Below are 17,895 nucleotides of genomic sequence, written 5' to 3' on the forward strand. Positions count from 1 at the left end.
GGGGCGAGCCGTGGCCATCGGACGACCTGGCCATCACCATTTTTTCAGGAATAGGCGCCCGGTGCGAAAAAGGCGTCCCGACCCCGCCGGAAGCGCGCCGCGGAACGGGCCGGTCCGGTCCGCGGGCCGATCGTAGGGCGGGATCGATCGGGTAAGACTGGATGCGTGGGAAACGGGTGGAACCGGGCGCGGCGGGTGGTGGGCGAGGCGTCCCGCCGGACGGGCCGGGCGGCGGCCGGGGCGGGGCGTGGCACCGTACGGGCGGGCCGGGGCGCGGGGCGGGCGGTGGCGCGCGCCGGTCGCGGCACGGCCGGCGGGGTGCGGCGGATGGGCCGGGCCACACGGCGGCTCACCCACGCCCAGGGGGCCGGCCGCACCGGGCTCGGCCCGCTCATCGAGCTGACCGCCGGGCAGAGCGCCGGCGACGCGCTGGTCACCGCGGCCCTGGCCGGGACGCTGTTCAAGCTCCCGGTCAACGAGGCCCGCGGCCACGTCGCCCTCTACCTGCTGATCACGATGATCCCCTTCGTGGTGGTCGCGCCGTTCGTCGGCCCGGTCCTCGACCGCTTCCGCTCCGGCCGGCGCTTCGTGATGGCCGGCACGCTGTTCGGCCGCGGGCTGCTGTGCTTCGCGATGGCGGCGGCGTTCGTCAGCGGCGACCCGTTCACCATCTTCCCCGCGGCGCTGGCCGTGCTGGTGCTGTCGAAGGCGTACAGCGTCTCCCGCGCCGCGATCATGCCGAACGTGCTGCCGGCCGACATCCCGCTGGTCACCGCGAACGCCAGGGTCGCGCTGTTCGCGCTGGTGGCGGCCGGGGTGGCGGTCCCGATCGGCGCGGGCGTCAGTGCCTGGGTCGGCGGCGACTGGATGCTGCGCGGGGCGACGGTCGTCTTCCTGCTTCAGGGCGTGTGGGCCGTACGGCTCCCGCGCCACGTCGACTCCCCCGACCTGGAGGAGCTCCGTGAGGAGGGGGAGGAACGCCCGCACCGCTGGCGCACCCTGCTGAACGTCGGCCCGGTGGTGACCGAGGCGATGCGGGCCAACATGGCCATTCGCGCCCAGTCCGGGTTCCTGCTGTTCTACCTGCTGTTCCTGGTGCAGGACGGCAAGCTGCCGGGCCAGGCGCCCGCGGTGACCATCGGCCTGCTGGCGGTGGCCGCCGGGGCGGGCGGCCTCGCCGGTACGGCCGTGGCCTCCCGGATGCGCCGCCGCTCGCCCCAGGTCATCGTGCTGGCCACCCTGGCGTTGACGACCGTGGCGACGATCGTCCCGGCGGTGGTGTTCACCCTGTGGACGGCGGTGGCCGTCGCCCTGGTGGCCGCGTTCGCCCAGGGGCTGGGCAAGCTGGCGCTCGACGCCATCGTGCAGCGCGAGATCGGCGAGGAGGTGCGCTCGTCCACCTTCGGCGTGGTGGAGGCGATCCTGCAGATCACCTGGGTGGCCGGCGGCCTGTTCGGGCTGCTGCTGTCGCTGTTCGCCGGCGGCCGTACCGGGCTCGCGGTGATGGCGGCGCTGCTGGGCGGCTCGTTCGGCTGGCTGGTGGCGCGGCGCCGCGGGCGGACGATGGCGGTTGAGGAGCGGGTCCAGGCCGCCCGGTCCGCCTCCGGCGCCCCCGCCGCGTCCGGCGTCCCCGCCGTCACGACGGTCGCCGGGGACGACGCGCCCGGTTCCGAAGGGCCCGCCGCCCCGCCCGCGCCGGACGGGGACCCGCAGGGCCCCCCGCCCGGCGGTCCCTCGCCGGACGGCCCGGTGCCCGGCGGATCGACGTCCGGCGGCCCGGAGGGCGGGCCGTACGACGGCTCCCCGGCCTCCGGCACGCGCCGGCTCCGGTGGACGCGGCGCGCCCCGAAGCCCACCGGGCCGACCACCGCGATCGTGCGGCACGGGGACCACCCGGCGGACAAGACGGAGAAGCACACCAAACCGCTGACCAACCCACACGGCTGAACACGGGAGCCGGTCGCGGGGCCACGGGGGGTCACCGCCGGAGCGCGGTCAGGCCTCCAGGTCGTCGGCCACCGTGCGGAGAATGGCGGCGATCTTCCTGGCGTGCGCCGGCTCGGGGTGCTTGCCCTTCTGGTACGACGTGGAGACGGTGTCCAGGAGCTTGATCAGGTCTTCCACGATGACCACCATCTCGTCGGGCTTCTTGCGCTTGCCCTTCGGCTTGGCGGCCCTGGCGAGCGTCGGGGGCTGGTCGATCACGCGAACCGAGAGCGCCTGCTGGCCACGGCGCCCCTCGGCCACACCGAACTCGACCTTCTGCCCTGGCTTGAGGGAGTCCACGCCGCCGGGCAGCGCGGAGGAATGCACGAAGACCTCACCGCCGTCGTCGCGGGTGAGGAAGCCGAAACCCTTGTCGGCGTCGTACCACTTGACCTTGCCACTCGGCACAGGGGTGACCTCGTTCAGACTGTCGTGAAAAGGAATGGATGTAGGTTATGCCCACAGGACGCCGGGGGCGACCGTCTATTTCCCCGGAATTACGCGACGACAGCGGTGTTTCGCCAGCCGCCGAACCACTCCCCGAACTCGGTCAGATCCGCCAGGACCACGTCGGCCCCGTGGTCGCGCAGATCCTCCACCTGATGACCGCCGGTGGCCACCGCCACGCTGACCGCGCCGCCGGCCCGGGCCGCCTCGATGTCGGCCACGTGGTCCCCCACGTAGGCGGTCGCGCCGAAGTCGGCGAGGGCCGGGCCCTTGGCGGCCCCGAAGACCGACCCGGCGACCATGTCCACCTCAAGGCCGAGGAACTCGACCGTCCGCGTCGCGTCGATGGGGTTCTTCCCGGTCACCACGATGACCCGGCCGCCGCCGCGCCGTACGGCCTCGACGGCCTCGCGCGCGCCGGGCATGAGGACGGTGGCGGGCACGGCGAGCGAGGGGTACAGCTCCCGGTAGAGGGCAACGGCCGGCGGGACCTCCTCCGGCGGCAGCCAGTTGGCCAGCTCCCACTCCAGCGGCGGCCCGAGCCTGGCCACCACGACGGCGCTGTCGATGAACACACCGAGCCGCAGGGACAGCTCGTCGAAGACGGCCGCGATGCCGGCGCGCGTGTCGGCGAGCGTCATGTCCAGGTCGAATCCCACCGACGTCATCGGACACTCATCTCCGGCTCACAACTCCTCGTCATCCGCCGGAGGGTTCGCTCCGCGCGCTCCCCGCAGTGTGCCAAATCCCGCCGGTGCAGGGGTAATCGCCGCCGGGGAACGGGCCTGACGCCGACGTGCCCGGACTTTCCCGGACGGCCGGACGCCGACGTGCCGCGCTTTCCCGTACGGCCGGGCGACGGCGGATCCGGACTTTCCCGGACGGCGCTTTGTCGGGGACGCCTCTTACCATTGACGGAATGAGCACGGAGTTCACCGAATGGCTGCGCGGCCGGAGCGACGACCGGCTGCGGGCGCTCGTCGCCGCGCGCCCCGAGCTCATCACCCCGGTCCCGGCCCACATCGAGGGGCTGGCCGGGCGGGCGAGCAGCCCGTCGGCGGTCGCCCGGGTGCTCGACCGGCTCGACCGGTTCGCGCTCGCGGTCCTGGAGACGCTGGTCGTGCTCCCCGAGCCGGTCGGCTACGACGCCCTGCGCGGCCGGCTCGCCCTGGCGCTGCCCGGGGCCGCCGGACGGCCGTTCCGGACGGCGCTCCGGGAGACGGTCGAGCGACTGCGGACCCTCGCCCTGCTCTACGGCCCCGATCGCGCCCTCGCCCCGGCGCCCGGCGTGCGGGAGGCGCTGGACGCCCCCGCCGGGCTCGGCCCGCCGGCCGCCGAGGCGTTCCGGCACCACTCCCCCGAGCGCCTGGCGGAGCTGGTCCACGACATCGGCGGCCGGACCGGCGGCACCGGTGAGCCCGCCGGGCGCAACGGCGCCGCTCCCGGGCCGAACGGCGCCCATGACCGGCCGGACCGCGGGGGCACCGGCGGGCGGGAGGCCCTCGCCGCGCTGCTCGGCGACGACGCGACCGTCGGCCGCCTCCTCGACGAGGTCTCCCCGCAGGCCCGCGCCGCCCTCGACGAGCTGACCTGGGGCCCGCCCAGCGGCCGGGTGCCCAACGCCCGCCGCGAGGTGCGGGCCGCCACCGCCCGGTCGCCGATCGACCAGCTCCTCTCCCGCGCGCTGCTGGCCGCGACCGGCGAGGAGACCGTCGTCCTGCCGCGCGAGGTGGGCCTGTTCCTGCGCGGTGGCCGGGTCCACCGCGACCTCTCCCCGCTCCCGCCCGTGCTGGAGGGCCCGGCGCGCGACCCCGGGCTCGCCGACCGCACGGCGGCGGGGCAGGCGTTCGCGTTCACCCGCGCGGTGGAGGAGCTGTGCGAGCAGTGGAGCGCCGACCCGCCGGGCGTGCTGCGCGGGGGCGGCCTGGCCGTACGCGACCTGAAGCGGTGCGCGGCCCTGCTCGACCTGCCCGAGTGGGCGGCGGGCCTGGTCATCGAGGTGGCGCACGCCGCCGGGCTGGTCGCCGCGAGCGGCTCGGTCGACGGCGAGTGGCTGCCCACCCCCGCCTACGACGCCTGGCGGGTGAAGGGCACCGAGGACCGCTGGGTGGCGCTGGCCACGATGTGGCTGACCATGGACCGGGTGCCGGGCATGATCGGCGACCGCGACGAGCGCGACCGGCTGCTCAACGCCCTCCACCCCGACCTGCGCACCTCCGTGGCCTCCGAGGTCCGCACCACCGCGCTGGGCGTGCTGGCCGTCGCGGGCCCCGGGGTGGCGCCGGCGCTCGCGTCGGTGCGCGAGCGCCTGGCCTGGGAGCAGCCCCGGCGCCGCGGCGAGCGGCGCGACCGGCTGGTGGAGTTCACCCTGCGCGAGGCCGAGCAGCTCGGGGTCACCGGTCTCGGCGTGCTCGCCGGCCATGGCCGGGCGCTGCTCCCCGGGGTCCTCGACCACCAGGATCCCGTGGAGCCCGGTGGGTCCGGCGACCCCCGCGAGTCCGGCGGCGTCCGCGCCGGGACCGCGGGCGAGCTGCTGCTCCCGCTGCTGCCCGAGCCGCTCGACCACGTGCTCCTGCAGGCCGACCTGACCGCCGTCGCCCCCGGTCCGCTCACCGGCGAGCTGAGGCGGTGGCTGGCGCTGGCCGCCGACGTGGAGTCCACCGGCGGCGCGACGGTGTACCGGTTCGGCGAGGGGTCGCTCCGGCGGGCACTGGACGCCGGGCAGGGCGCCGACGAGATCCTCGCCATGCTGGAGCGCCACTCGGCCACCCCGGTGCCGCAGCCGCTGACCTACCTCGTCACCGACGTGGCCCGCCGCCACGGCCGGATGCGCGTCGGCACGGCGAGCGCCTACGTCCGCTGCGACGACCCCTCGCTGCTGGACGAGGTGATGGCCGACCGGCGCTCGCTGCCGCTGCGGCTGCGCCGCCTGGCCCCCACGGTGATCGCTTCCAAGGCGTCCCGGCAGACGCTCCTCGACGCGCTGCGCGCGATGGGGTACGCCCCGGCGGCCGAGTCGCTGGAGGGCGACGTCATCATCACCCAGCTCGACGTACGGCGGACCGAGGGCCAGCCCGCCGTCCGCCCGCCGGTCGCGTTCAGCGGGCTGGAGGCCGACGTGGTGGCGGCGGCGGTCCGGGCCGTGCGGGCCGGGGACGCGGCCCACCGGTCCCGCCGCGCCCCGGTGAGCGCGCCGGAGGGCCGGCCGCCCCGCTCACCCTCGACCGCCACCGTCGACGCGCTGCGCGAGGCCATCCGGCAGGGCTCCCAGGTCTGGATCGGTTATCTCGATTCCCAGGGAAACGCCACGAGCCGGATCCTGGAGCCCGCCCGGATGGAGGGTGGTTACCTCACCGCCTACGACGAGACCCGGGCGGCGGTGCACCGCTTCGCCCTGCACCGCATCACCGGCATCGCGGGCGTCGAGTGACGCGCGCCCCGTTCCGCTGTGGCCGGGATCCCGGCCCCATATCGTGATATCTGTTGAAGCTGGTCTGCCCAACCGAAGTGAGAGATCCACAGTGAGCAGCGGTCACCCCGAAGGCCCCAACGGCAACCCGGACGACTGGAGGAACCCGTACGGCCCCGGCCCCGGCCAGACCCCCGGGTACGGCCAGTCCGGCGACCACGGCCAGGCCCCCGGATACGGCCCGCCGCCGGGCGGCCACCCGACCGGCGGCCAGTACCCCCCGCCGGGCCAGGGATACGGCCAGGGGTACGGCGGTCAGGGATACGGCGACTCCGGCTACGGCGGCCAGGGGTACGGCGGCCAGGGGTACGGCGACCCCTCCTACGGGCAGTCCGCACCCGGGTACGGCTACGGCGGTTACGGCTACGGACCCGCGCCGCAGGGCGGCAACGACGGCGTCCGGACCCACGCGATCGTCGCGCTGGTGATCAGCATCATCCTGGCTCTGAGCTGCTACGTCACCCTGGGCGGCATCGCCGGAGCCATCCTGTCCGGCATCGCGCTGGGCAAGGTCGAGCGTGAGCCGCAGACCGCCAGGAACCTCCTCAAGTGGACCTGGATCAGCATCGGCATCAACGTCGGCCTCCTCATCCTGGGCGTCGGCGGCGTGATCATCGCCGGGATGAACGGCGCCTTCGACTGACCGGCGGCCCCGGTGGGAACTCGGGCTCCGGTCAGGGACTTATCGGGGGTCCGTGTCCGTTGAACACCGGGTGGGCCGCACGCGGAGAGCGGGATGACACGGCCACCCGGACCGGCCGCGCGGATCCCCGCCACGGAGGATCCGCGGTGGATCCGCCACGCGGGCCCGGAACACACCGGCCGCCCCCTCGCCGATGCGAGCATGGGGTTCGCCGGCCGCGCAACGAGGGAGAAGCCTTGACCGACGGACCACTCATCGTGCAATCGGACAAAACCCTGCTGCTGGAGGTCGAGCACGAGCGGGCCGACGAGTGCCGCAAGGCGATCGCGCCGTTCGCCGAGCTCGAACGCGCCCCCGAGCACGTGCACACCTACCGGGTGACCCCGCTGGCGCTGTGGAACGCGCGGGCCGCCGGGCACGACGCCGAGCAGGTGATCGACGCGCTGATCGGCTACAGCCGCTACCCCGTCCCGCACGCGCTGCTGGTGGACGTGGCCGAGACCATGGCGCGCTACGGCCGGCTGCGCCTGGAGAAGCACCCCGTCCACGGGCTGGTGCTGACCAGCACCGACCGCGCCGTGCTGGAGGAGGTGCTGCGCTCCCGGAAGATCCAGCCGCTGCTGGGCGAGCGGCTGGGCGACGACGGCGTGGCGGTGCACCCCAGCGAACGCGGCAACATCAAGCAGCACCTCCTCAAACTGGGCTGGCCGGCCGAGGACCTCGCCGGATACGTCGACGGCGAGCGCCACCCGATCAGCCTGGCCGAGGACGGCTGGACCCTGCGCACCTACCAGCGGGAGGCCGCCGAGGCGTTCTGGCACGGCGGGTCGGGCGTGGTGGTGCTCCCCTGCGGCGCGGGCAAGACGATCGTGGGCGCGGCGGCGATGGCGCACGCCCAGGCGACGACGCTGATCCTGGTGACGAACACGGTCTCGGCGCACCAGTGGAAGCAGGAGCTGATCCGGCGGACCTCGCTGACCGCGGACGAGATCGGCGAGTACACCGGCACCAAGAAGGAGATCCGGCCGGTCACCATCGCCACCTACCAGGTGATGACCACCCGCAGGCAGGGCGTCTACCGTCATCTGGAGCTGTTCGACGCCCGCGACTGGGGCCTGATCGTCTACGACGAGGTGCACCTGCTGCCCGCGCCGATCTTCCGGATGACCGCCGACCTGCAGGCCCGGAGGCGGGTCGGGCTGACCGCGACGCTCGTGCGGGAGGACGGCCGGGAGGGTGACGTGTTCTCCCTCATCGGCCCCAAGCGCTACGACGCGCCGTGGAAGGAGATGGAGAACCAGGGCTGGATCGCCCCGGCCGACTGCGTCGAGGTGCGGGTGACGCTGAGCGAGTCGGAACGGCTCGCCTACGCGATGGCCGACGCCGAGGAGCGCTACCGGTTCTGCGCGACCACGCCGGCGAAGCTGCGGGTGTCCGAGGCGCTGGTCCGGCGGCATCCGGACGAGCAGGTGCTGGTCATCGGCCAGTACATCGACCAGCTCGACGAGCTCGGCGAGCACCTGGGCGCCCCGGTGATCAAGGGTGAGACGAAGGTCAAGGAGCGCGAGCGGCTCTTCCAGGCGTTCCGCGACCGGGAGATCCAGGTCCTGGTGGTGTCGAAGGTCGCGAACTTCTCCATCGACCTGCCGGAGGCCGCGGTGGCCATCCAGGTGTCGGGCACCTTCGGCTCGCGCCAGGAGGAGGCCCAGCGGCTGGGCCGGGTGCTGCGTCCCAAGTCGGACGGGGGTGGCGCCCGCTTCTACTCGGTGGTCAGCCGGGACACCGTCGACCAGGACTTCGCCGCCCACCGTCAGCGGTTCCTGGCCGAGCAGGGGTACGCCTACCAGATCATCGACGCTGACGACGTGCTCGCCGGCGAGTGACACCGCCCGGCGAGCACGCCCTCACATGTCCCGGTCCGTCGACCGGTCAGGTCCACGAGATACCGCGGGTCTTCGGCAACCACACCACCCCCTCGACAAGGCCGCGGCGGCCATTGGCGACATACCCCCATGATCTGCGGGAGTCACCAGATTTGCTCCCCTTTTTTGCGATTTTCGAGTAGTGTGACGGAGGGTGACAAAGGGGTCGCTGTGGGAATTGGAACGTTCCTCCGGTCGACCCCGGCACGGCCCCCCGTCCCTCCGGCCCCACCGTGCTTCCCCCGGAACGCCGCGTCCCGGCGCTCCCGCCCTTCGGGGTGAGCCCGTACGGCCCGCACCCACCCCCGGCGGGTCCGTCCGGTCCGGCGCGGCGCCGGATCCGGCGATCGGCACGACCGTCGCGATACCCGCCGCACCGGGCCCCCGGTCACCCGCCAATCCTTTTGAGACGCCCTGGGACCGCGGCTAAGCTAGTCGGTTCGCTGCCTGATCACCTCCGTTTACCGAATGGGAGGCGTTTTCGTATGCCCGCACACCAGCTGGCCCCCGACATAGCCGACGACCCCGGCCACTCCGGCCACCCCGGCCACTCCACCCGTTCCGCCGGTCCCGGCGACGGCGACACCGCGGCGGTCCTCGAAGCCGAGCGACGGCACCTGGCCGTCTCCCGGGCGGCGCTGCGCGCGATGCGCGAGCACGCCCAGTCCCTGTCCTCCGACGCCGCCGGCGACTGGGTCTCCCAGCAGATCCTCCAGGCGCTGCTGGACCAGCGCGTCGCGGCGCTCGCCGACCACTCGGGCACCCCCCTGTTCTTCGGCCGCCTCGACCGCACCGGGGGCGACGACCTCCCCGGCATCATCTACGTCGGGCGCCGGCACGTCCACGACGAGCGCAGCCGCCCCCTGGTGATCGACTGGCGGGCGCCGGTCTCGCGGGCGTTCTACCAGGCCACCCCGGCCGACCCGATGGGCGTGGAGCTGCGCCGCCGGTTCGGCTACCACGGCGGCGACCTGACCGCCTACGAGGACGAGCCGCTCACCGGGGGCGGCGTCCTGGCGCAGAGCAGGATCCTCACCGAGGAGATCGAGCGTCCCCGCTCCGGCCCGATGCGCGACATCGTCGCGACCATCCAGCCCGACCAGGACGAGATCGTCCGGTCCGAGCTGGGCGGCACGGTGTGCGTCCAGGGGGCGCCGGGCACCGGGAAGACCGCAGTCGGCCTGCACCGGGCCGCCTACCTGCTGTTCACCCACCGGGAGAAGCTCGCCAGGTCCGGCGTGATGATCGTCGGCCCGAACCGCGCCTTCCTCGCCTACATCTCCTCGGTGCTGCCCGCGCTGGGCGAGGTCAAGGTCGACCAGACCACCGTCGCGGGGATCCTCGGAGAGTACGCCGCGCCGGAGGACCCCGCCGCCGGCACGGTCAAGGGTGACGCGCGGATGGCTCCGGTGCTGCGCCGCGCCCTGTGGACGCACGTCGTCAAGCCGACCGAGGGCCTGCTGTTCACCAAGGGCGTCAACCGCTACCGGGTCGCCGACCACGAGGTCCGCGAGATCGTCGCCTCGCTGCGCGGCACCACCCGCTACGGCCCCGGCCGCGCGGCCCTCGCCCAGCGGCTGGCCCACATGGTGCTGGTCCGGATGGAGCAGCGCGGCGAGTCACCCGACGACCGGGTGCAGGACGCCGTGGCCCGATCCAAGCCGGTCAAGCAGCTCGTGGACGCCGTATGGCCCAAGCTGACCCCGCAGCAGGTGCTCCACCGGCTGTTCAGCGACCCCGCGTTCCTCGCCGCCGCCGCGAAGGACGACCTCACCGCCGACGAGCAGGCCCTGCTGCTGTGGGCCAAGCCCGCCAAGTCGCACCGCTCGGCGAAGTGGTCGGCGGCCGACGGCGCGCTGATGGACGAGCTGGCCGACCTGATCGAGCGGACACCCTCCCTGGGGCACCTGGTGGTGGACGAGGCGCAGGACCTGTCGGCGATGCAGCTGCGGGCGCTCGGGCGGCGGTGCCGTACCGGGTCGGCCACCGTACTCGGCGACCTGGCGCAGGGCACCACCCCCTGGTCGGCCTGCTCGTGGACGGAGGTCCTCACCCACCTGGGCTTCGAGAACGGCGCCGTCACCGAGCTGACCCTCGGCTTCCGCGTGCCCCGCGAGGTCCTCGACTACGCCGCCCGGCTGCTGCCCGACGTCGCCCCCGGCCTGGCCGCGCCCCGCTCGCTGCGGCCCGGCGCGGGCTCCCTGACGGTACGGCGGGTGCCCGACCTCGCCGCGTCCCTGCCTGAGGCGGCGCGGGAGGTCCTGGCGCGGGAGGGGTCGATCGGCGTGATCGTCCCGGACGCCTCGGTCGCCGCCGTGTCGGCGTCCCTGGCCGGCCTGGACCACCGGGTGCTGGGCCCCGACTCCGTCGAGGAGCACCGCCTGCTGGTGGTGCCGGCGTCCCTGGCCAAGGGCCTGGAGTACGACCACGTGATCGTGGCCGAGCCGGCCGACATCGTGGACGCCGAACCGCGCGGCCTGGCCCGCCTCTACGTGGTCCTCACCCGCGCGGTCACCTCGCTGACCGTCCTGCACACCCGGGACCTGCCTCCGCGACTGCGCTGACGCGGGCCGCGGCCGGCCCGGGAAAAGGGCCGAGGGAAAGAGGCCGTGGAAAGGGTCCGGAGAAAAAGGCGGAAAAGGACAGCGGAAAAGAACCGCGAAAAAACGGAAAGGCGGCCCCGGAGATCCGGGGCCGCCTTCTCGTTCGCGTGAGACGACGGACTAGAAGTCCATGTCGCCGCCGCCCGGCATGGCGGGAGCGGCCGGGGTCTTCTCCGGCTTCTCGGCGATGACGGCCTCGGTGGTGAGGAACAGCGCCGCGATGGACGCCGCGTTCTGCAGAGCGGAACGGGTCACCTTGGCCGGGTCGAGGATGCCCGCCTCGAACATGTTGACGTACTCGCCGGTGGCGGCGTTCAGGCCCTCACCCGGGGTGAGGTTGCGCACCTTCTCCACCACGACGCCGCCCTCAAGGCCGGCGTTGACGGCGATCTGCTTCAGCGGCTCCTCCAGGGCCTTGCGGACGATCGCGGCACCGGTGGCCTCGTCGCCGTTCAGCTCCAGCTTGTCGAACGCCTTGGCGCCCGCCTGCAGCAGCGCCACGCCACCGCCGGGGACGATGCCCTCCTCGACGGCCGCCTTCGCGTTGCGGACGGCGTCCTCGATGCGGTGCTTGCGCTCCTTGAGCTCGACCTCGGTCGCCGCACCGGCCTTGATGACGGCCACGCCGCCGGCCAGCTTGGCGAGACGCTCCTGGAGCTTCTCGCGGTCGTAGTCGGAGTCGGTGTTCTCGATCTCGGCGCGGATCTGGTTGACCCGGCCGGCGATCTGCTCGGCGTCACCGGCGCCGTCGACGATGGTGGTCTCGTCCTTGGTGACGATGACCTGGCGGGCCCGGCCGAGCTGGTCGAGCGCGGTGGACTCCAGCTTGAGGCCGATGTCCTCGCTGATGACCTGGGCGCCGGTCAGGATGGCGATGTCGCCCAGCATGGCCTTGCGACGGTCACCGAAGCCGGGGGCCTTGACGGCCACCGAGCGGAACAGGCCGCGGATCTTGTTGACGACCAGGGTCGCCAGGGCCTCGGCCTCGACGTCCTCGGCGATGATCAGCAGCGGCTTGCCGGACTGCACGACCTTGTCGAGGACCGGCAGGAGGTCCTTGTTCGCGGAGATCTTGGAGTTGACGACGAGGATGTACGGGTCGTCGAGGACGGCCTCCATACGCTCCGGGTCGGTGACGAAGTAGGGCGAGATGTAGCCCTTGTCGAAGCGCATGCCCTCGGTGAGCTCAAGCTCCAGGCCGAAGGTGTTGCTCTCCTCGACGGTGATGACGCCTTCCTTGCCGACCTTGTCCATCGCCTCGGCGATCATCTCGCCGATCTGCGGGTCGCCCGCGGAGATGGAGGCCGTGGAGGCGATCTGCGCCTTCGTCTCCACGTCCTTGGCGAGCTTGAGCAGCTCCTCGGAGACACGCTCGACGGAGGCCTCGATGCCCTTCTTCAGGCCCATCGGGTTGGCGCCGGCGGCCACGTTGCGGAGGCCCTCGCGAACCAGGGCCTGCGCGAGGACGGTGGCGGTGGTGGTGCCGTCACCGGCGACGTCGTCGGTCTTCTTGGCGACTTCCTTGACGAGTTCGGCCCCGATCTTCTCCCACGGGTCCTCGAGCTCGATCTCCTTGGCGATGGACACACCGTCGTTGGTGATCGTGGGGGCGCCCCACTTCTTCTCCAGGACGACGTTGCGGCCCTTCGGGCCCAGGGTCACCTTGACGGCGTCCGCGAGCTGGTTCATACCACGCTCGAGACCGCGCCGGGCGTCCTCGTCAAACGCGATCATCTTGGCTGCCATACGGCTAGACCTCCCGAACACAGGGTGGCTTGCACCGGATCGAGCCGACGCCCGCGACGGCATCGGATCCGCGACTCCGTTCGGCGGATCCCATCGCCCCGATCCAGGGTTGGCACTCACCCGTGGGGAGTGCCAACAAACTATTTAGCACTCTACCCTGCCGAGTGCAAGCGACGCCGCGTTGACCTGCCCCGGGAGGCGACGACCTCAGGCGGCCCGGCGCGGCCACCGCTTCACCTGGCCTCGCCCCGGCGGCCACGTCGTGCGGCGGAGTCCGGCCCCGATACGGCGAGGGCCCGGCCCGCCGAGTGGACACGGCGGACCGGGCCGGCGTGCCGAGGGCCCGCGTGGACTGCGCTGCCACGGGGGCCGTCCGGCACGCCCCTGCGCACCTCAAGGAGACGGCTGCCTCAGACGGCCCGGACGGACTCCGCCTGCGGACCCTTCTGCCCCTGGGTGATCTCGAACTCGACCCGCTGGCCCTGTTCGAGTGAGCGATAGCCGTCCATCATGATCGCGGAGTAATGGACGAACACATCCTTACCACCGTCTACCGCGATGAAGCCGTAGCCCTTGTCCGCGTTGAACCATTTGACGGTGCCTTGCGCCACTTCCGACTCCTCTTACTGGACTTGAGGACGTCGCCCATTCCTCTCGCGGCGCCCTCAATCTCCGAGGCGGACACATCGCCTGCGTCGATCGTTCTCGACCATACCTGTGGTACGCCGTAGGGCAACAGAGTCAACCAGCAAACTGCCGCTTTACGTACGAATACAGCACGAGAACATAGTTTTGCTATCCAGGCCCGCTGATCAAATATTGCATTATTTCACCAAGCGCCGATATCGACACCCTCCCGAAAGCGCGACACCCGCCCCGAACTGGACCGGGGCGGGTGTCGGTGGGCGCCGTACGGCACGGCGGCCCGGAGTGTGGAGGGACGGATCAGCCCCCGGCGACCGCCGGGATGATGGAGACCTGGACGCCCGACGGCGTGGCGGTGTCCAGGTTGTCGGCGAATCGGACATCCTCCTCACCGACGTAGACGTTGACGAACCGGCGAATCCTGCCGGAGTCGTCGAGAATCCGGGCGCCGATCCCGGGGAAGTCGGCGTCGAGTTTCCGCAGCACGTCGCGGAGGGTCTCACCCTCGGCGTTCACCTCGGCCGCACCACCGGTGTACGTCCGGAGAATCGTCGGAATCCGTACAGAGACACTCATTATTAAGCACCTTTCCGGTGATTTCAGGCGATGACCGAGCGGAATTCGTCAAGCGAGGGGCGGATGACGGCGGTGGGACGGGCCTCGCCCGCCACCGCGTCGAGGGTCTTCAGGCCGTCGCCGGTGTTGAGCACCACGGTCTCGGCGTCGGGGTCGAGCCGCCCCTCGGCGACCAGCTTGCGCAGCACGCCGACCGTGACGCCGCCGGCGGTCTCGGCGAAGATGCCCTCGGTCCTGGCCAGCAGCCTGATCGCGTCGACGATCTCGGCGTCCGTGACGTCCTCCACCGCGCCGCCGGTGCGCCGGGCGATGTCCAGCACGTAGGGGCCGTCGGCCGGGTTGCCGATGGCCAGTGACTTGGCGATCGTGTCCGGCCGTACCGGGCGGATCACGTCCTGGCCCGCCTTGTAGGCGGCCGAGACCGGGGAGCAGCCCTCGGCCTGGGCGGCGAAGATCCGGTACGGCCTCTCCTCGACCAGCCCGAGCGCGATCAGCTCCTTGAACCCCTTGTCGATCTTCGTGAGCTGGGAGCCGGACGCCACCGGGACGACGATCTGGTCGGGGATCCGCCAGCCGAGCTGCTCGGCGATCTCGTACGCCAGGGTCTTGGAGCCCTCGGCGTAGTACGGGCGCAGGTTGACGTTGACGAAGCCCCACCGCTCGCCCAGCTCGTCGCCGATGAGCTCGGAGCAGAAGCGGTTGACGTCGTCGTAGGTGCCCTCGATGCCGACGAGCCTCCCGCCGTACACCGAGGCCATGACGATCTTGGCCTGCTCCAGGTCGGCGGGGATGAACACGCAGGCGTCCAGCCCGGCCCGGGCGGCGGCCGCGGTCACCGCGCCGGCGAGGTTGCCGGTGGAGGAGCACGACAGGGTGTGGAAGCCGAAGTTGCGGGCCGCCTCGACGGCGATGGCGACCACGCGGTCCTTGAACGAGTGGGTCGGGTTGCCCGAGTCGTCCTTCACGTGCAGCGAGCGCAGGCCCAGCTCGCGGGCGAGGTTGCCGGCGTTGACGAGCCTGGTCCAGCCGGGCGCCATGTTGGGCCGGGCGGCGACGCCGTCCGGGACCGGCAGCAGTGCGCGGTACCGCCAGATGCTCGCCGGACCGGCGGCGATCTGCTCGCGCGTGACGCGCCCGAAGTCGTAGGCGACCTCCAGGGGGCCGAAACACTCGATACAGGCGAAGCTCGGGCCGAGGTCGTAGCGGGCGCCGCACTCCCGGCAGGACAGGGCCACGGCGGGGCCGAAGCGGCCGTCGAGCGCGGTGTCGGCGGAGACGGAGGCGGTGGGGATCTCTGTTTCTGCGAGCGCCATGAAGCGAGGCCTTTCCCTCATCTTCGTCCGCGACCACCCTGGTCGCGAACCGGAATTGGCACCTGTCCCGGCCGACCCCGCCATGTCGCGAGTTTGAACCGGGAGGGTTGCCGGGGCTTCGCAGGGCCGGTCCCTCCACCCCTCTGGATGAGCAATATGAAGTTGTGGGCCCGATGGACGGGTCTCCTGCACTTTACCCCGGCCATCGGTCGTTCCGACCGTATGTCTCACTCCGCGAGACGACCGGTGTCATCCTCCGGACGACGGCGAGCCCGTCGCCGGTGTCGGCACCCGAGAAGAAGGGGGGGTGCCGGCCGGGCCGTCAGAAACCGTAGGCGTCGCCCAGGGCGCCCTGGACGTATTTGCGCGCCTGGTGGATGCGCGACTTGGCGGTGCCGAGCGGGATGCCGAGCTGCTCGGCCACCTCGCTGTAGTCGAGCTGGCAGATGTCGCGCAGCACCAGCGCCTGGGCGAGGTCGGGTTTCTCCGCCTCCAGCGCCTCCATCGCGTCCAGCAGGTCGAGCCGCGACCCGGCGATCACGCTCACCCGGGCGACGTCGGGCCGCTGCACCGGCAGCTCGTCGGAGCTCTGCTCGGCCGAGCGCCGCTTCAGCGAGCGGTAGGTGGTGCGGGCGCAGTTGGCGGTGATGATGTGCAGCCACGTGCTGAACCGGGCCCGCCCCTCGAACCGGCCGATGTTCCGCGCCACCGCCAGCAGCGTGTCCTGGCACGCCTCCTCGGCGTCCTGCCGGTAGGGAAGGATCCGGCCGCAGTGCCGGAGGATGTCGGGTTCGATCCGCCTCAGCAGCTCGCCGAGCGCGCGGTGATCACCTTGGGCGGCCAGCCGGGCCAGTTCCTCGGTCGTCTCGTCCAGCGCCATCACGAGCTCCTGATCGACGGTCATGGTCGATCGCCATCTTAAGCTCCGTCGGCCCTTTCCTTGGCGTCACCTTGACCGTCCCCCCGCTCCCGGCGGCTCCGGCGGCCCGGCGGACCGGGGCGCGACCCCCCCTGGGAACCCGCACAGGTGGAAGACCAGGGCATTTTGCCCGAGGCCCGGTTAACCTTTCAATCCAGGCAAGCGCGTCCCTCTGCCGAAGGGATCCCGATGAGCGGCCCCATCCTGCTGGCTTCGAACCGCGGCCCCGTCTCCTTCACCCTCTCCGACGACGGTTCCCTGACCATGCGCCGGGGCGGCGGGGGCCTGGTGTCGGGCCTCTCGGAGGTGTCGCGGGACTTCGACCTGCTGTGGATCTGCGCCGCGCTGTCCGACGGCGACCGCGGCGCCGTACGGCTGGCGCCCGGCGGCCGGCTCGACCACGCGGGCTTCGACACCGGGGCGGTGCGGATGCTCGACATCCCCCCGGCGACCTTCCACCGCGCCTACAACACGGTGGCGAACTCCACACTGTGGTTCGTCCACCACCTGCTCTACGACACGCCCAACCGGCCGCAGTTCGACGCGAGGTTCCGCCGCGACTGGGAGTCCTACCAGGCGTACAACGAGGCGTTCGCGACGGCGCTGGGCGAGGAGGCGCCGCACGAGGCCCGGGTGATGGTCCAGGACTACCACCTGTCCCTGGTCCCGGCCATGCTGCGCGGCGAGCGGCCCGACCTGCGGGTGGCGCACTTCTCGCACACCCCCTGGGCCCCGCCGGAGTACTTCTCCCTGCTCCCCGACGATCTGCGGGTCGAGCTGCTCGAAGGCATCCTCGGCGCCGACCGGGCCGGTTTCCTCACCGCCCGGTGGGCCGGGGCCTTCATGGACTGCTGCGAGACGGTGCTCGGCGCCCGGGTGGACCGCGCGCACCGCACCGTCACGCACGGCGGCCGGACCACCCGGATCGGCGTGCACCCGCTGGGGGTGGACGGCGAGGCGCTGTGGGCGCGGGCCTCGGAGCCCGACGTCGAGTCGCACATGGCCGCGCTCCGCGACCAGGTGGGCGACCGCAGGCTGATCGTGCGGATCGACCGGACGGAGCTGTCCAAGAACATCGTGCGGGGCCTGTCGGCCTACCGGGAGTTCCTGGCGGCGCACCCGGAGTGGCACGGCCGGGTGGTGCACCTGGCGTTCGCCTACCCCTCCCGCCACGACCTGCCCGAGTACCGCGAGTACACCGCCGCGGTGCAGCGCTGCGCCCAGGAGATCGAGGACGAGTACGCCACCGAGGACTGGAGCCCGCTGATCCTCAACGTCAACGACGACTACCCGCGCTCGCTGGCCGCCTACCGGCTGGCCGACGTGATGCTGGTCAACCCGATCCGCGACGGCATGAACCTGGTGGCCAAGGAGGGGCCGCTGCTGTCGCCGGGCAGCGCGCTGATCCTGTCGCGCGAGGCGGGCGCCGCCGCCGAGCTGGGCGAGAACGCGCTGCTGGTCAACCCCTTCGACATCTCGGCCACGGCGGCCGCCATCCACCGGAGCCTGATCATGCCGGAGGCCGACCGCGTCCGCAGGGGCGCGCGGCTGTCGGCGGCGGCCACCGCGCTGCCCCCGCGCCGCTGGTTCACCGACCAGCTCTCCGCCCTGGGATGAACGCCCGGC

The 17,895-nt window shown here is 72.5% G+C and carries 13 protein-coding genes and 1 riboswitch; of the genes, 6 read left to right on the forward strand and 7 right to left on the reverse strand.

Annotation, left to right across the window (positions count from 1 at the left end; all coding sequences use genetic code 11):
- The first annotated feature begins 165 nt into the window (after positions 1-165).
- Positions 166-1,947: an MFS transporter gene (locus HDA43_RS26460; RefSeq protein ID WP_312873547.1), complete on the forward strand. Its 1,782-nt coding sequence runs from the start codon at positions 166-168 to the stop codon at positions 1,945-1,947.
- Between the two features lie 48 nt (positions 1,948-1,995).
- On the opposite strand, the gene HDA43_RS36100 is transcribed toward HDA43_RS26460, so the two are convergent.
- Both HDA43_RS36100 and HDA43_RS26470 read right to left on the reverse strand, forming a co-directional pair.
- Positions 1,996-2,394 (reverse strand): cold-shock protein, encoded by a 399-nt coding sequence (locus HDA43_RS36100; protein WP_179826144.1) that lies wholly within the window; start codon positions 2,392-2,394, stop codon positions 1,996-1,998.
- Between the two features lie 89 nt (positions 2,395-2,483).
- The gene (locus HDA43_RS26470; RefSeq protein WP_179826146.1) at positions 2,484-3,101 is read right to left on the reverse strand and encodes an HAD family hydrolase; all 618 of its coding nucleotides are present in this window, start codon (positions 3,099-3,101) and stop codon (positions 2,484-2,486) included.
- Between the two features lie 251 nt (positions 3,102-3,352).
- On the opposite strand from HDA43_RS26470, the gene HDA43_RS26475 reads away from it, so the two are divergent.
- The 4 genes from HDA43_RS26475 (at position 3,353) to HDA43_RS26490 (ending at position 11,031) form a co-directional block, all read left to right on the forward strand.
- Positions 3,353-5,863, forward strand: coding sequence for a helicase-associated domain-containing protein (locus HDA43_RS26475; protein WP_179826148.1), 2,511 nt, complete (start codon positions 3,353-3,355; stop codon positions 5,861-5,863).
- Positions 5,864-5,954: 91 nt separating this feature from the next.
- Positions 5,955-6,545 carry a hypothetical protein gene (locus tag HDA43_RS26480; RefSeq protein ID WP_179826150.1) on the forward strand — a complete coding sequence of 197 codons (591 nt, stop codon included), beginning with the start codon at positions 5,955-5,957 and terminating at the stop codon, positions 6,543-6,545.
- Between the two features lie 236 nt (positions 6,546-6,781).
- Positions 6,782-8,428, forward strand: coding sequence for a DNA repair helicase XPB (locus HDA43_RS26485; RefSeq protein WP_179826151.1), 1,647 nt, complete (start codon positions 6,782-6,784; stop codon positions 8,426-8,428).
- A gap of 524 nt (positions 8,429-8,952) precedes the next feature.
- Positions 8,953-11,031, forward strand: a complete 2,079-nt coding sequence (locus HDA43_RS26490; RefSeq protein ID WP_179826153.1) for a HelD family protein — start codon at positions 8,953-8,955, stop codon at positions 11,029-11,031.
- 159 nt (positions 11,032-11,190) lie between these two features.
- Here the strand turns inward: HDA43_RS26490 and groL are convergent, their stop codons facing one another.
- The 5 genes from groL to HDA43_RS26515 all read right to left on the reverse strand — a co-directional run bounded on the left by groL (position 11,191) and on the right by HDA43_RS26515 (position 16,230).
- Entirely contained in the window at positions 11,191-12,816 is a 1,626-nt protein-coding gene (gene groL / locus HDA43_RS26495) for a chaperonin GroEL (RefSeq protein ID WP_179826155.1), read from the reverse strand.
- Positions 12,817-13,226: 410 nt separating this feature from the next.
- Entirely contained in the window at positions 13,227-13,427 is a 201-nt protein-coding gene (locus HDA43_RS26500; protein ID WP_068927743.1) for a cold-shock protein, read from the reverse strand.
- A gap of 334 nt (positions 13,428-13,761) precedes the next feature.
- A complete protein-coding gene (locus tag HDA43_RS26505) occupies positions 13,762-14,037 on the reverse strand; it encodes a MoaD/ThiS family protein (protein WP_179826157.1) in 276 nt (91 codons plus the stop codon).
- A gap of 23 nt (positions 14,038-14,060) precedes the next feature.
- Positions 14,061-15,350, reverse strand: a complete 1,290-nt coding sequence (gene thrC, locus HDA43_RS26510) for a threonine synthase (protein WP_179826159.1) — start codon at positions 15,348-15,350, stop codon at positions 14,061-14,063.
- A gap of 14 nt (positions 15,351-15,364) precedes the next feature.
- Positions 15,365-15,504: riboswitch (SAM riboswitch) on the reverse strand.
- A gap of 168 nt (positions 15,505-15,672) precedes the next feature.
- Positions 15,673-16,230, reverse strand: a complete 558-nt coding sequence (locus HDA43_RS26515) for an RNA polymerase sigma factor (protein ID WP_179826543.1) — start codon at positions 16,228-16,230, stop codon at positions 15,673-15,675.
- 228 nt (positions 16,231-16,458) lie between these two features.
- Here HDA43_RS26515 and HDA43_RS26520 point away from each other — a divergent pair, with 228 nt between their 5' ends.
- The gene (locus HDA43_RS26520; protein ID WP_179826162.1) at positions 16,459-17,886 is read left to right on the forward strand and encodes an alpha,alpha-trehalose-phosphate synthase (UDP-forming); all 1,428 of its coding nucleotides are present in this window, start codon (positions 16,459-16,461) and stop codon (positions 17,884-17,886) included.
- Positions 17,887-17,895 lie beyond the last annotated feature (9 nt).

Origin of the sequence: Streptosporangium sandarakinum (assembly GCF_013409935.1) — a bacterium.
Classification (GTDB): domain Bacteria; phylum Actinomycetota; class Actinomycetes; order Streptosporangiales; family Streptosporangiaceae; genus Streptosporangium; species Streptosporangium nondiastaticum.

Bases quoted from the DNA above. Each gene is read 5' to 3' on its own strand.
- HDA43_RS26520 (WP_179826162.1), top strand. From the start codon at position 16,459: ATGAGCGGCCCCATCCTGCTGGCTTCGAACCGCGGCCCCGTCTCCTTC.
- HDA43_RS26470 (WP_179826146.1), bottom strand. From the start codon at position 3,101: ATGACGTCGGTGGGATTCGACCTGGACATGACGCTCGCCGACACGCGC.
- HDA43_RS26505 (WP_179826157.1), bottom strand. From the start codon at position 14,037: ATGAGTGTCTCTGTACGGATTCCGACGATTCTCCGGACGTACACCGGT.
- HDA43_RS26515 (WP_179826543.1), bottom strand. From the start codon at position 16,230: ATGGCGCTGGACGAGACGACCGAGGAACTGGCCCGGCTGGCCGCCCAA.
- HDA43_RS26475 (WP_179826148.1), top strand. From the start codon at position 3,353: ATGAGCACGGAGTTCACCGAATGGCTGCGCGGCCGGAGCGACGACCGG.
- thrC (WP_179826159.1), bottom strand. From the start codon at position 15,350: ATGGCGCTCGCAGAAACAGAGATCCCCACCGCCTCCGTCTCCGCCGAC.
- HDA43_RS26490 (WP_179826153.1), top strand. From the start codon at position 8,953: ATGCCCGCACACCAGCTGGCCCCCGACATAGCCGACGACCCCGGCCAC.
- groL (WP_179826155.1), bottom strand. From the start codon at position 12,816: ATGGCAGCCAAGATGATCGCGTTTGACGAGGACGCCCGGCGCGGTCTC.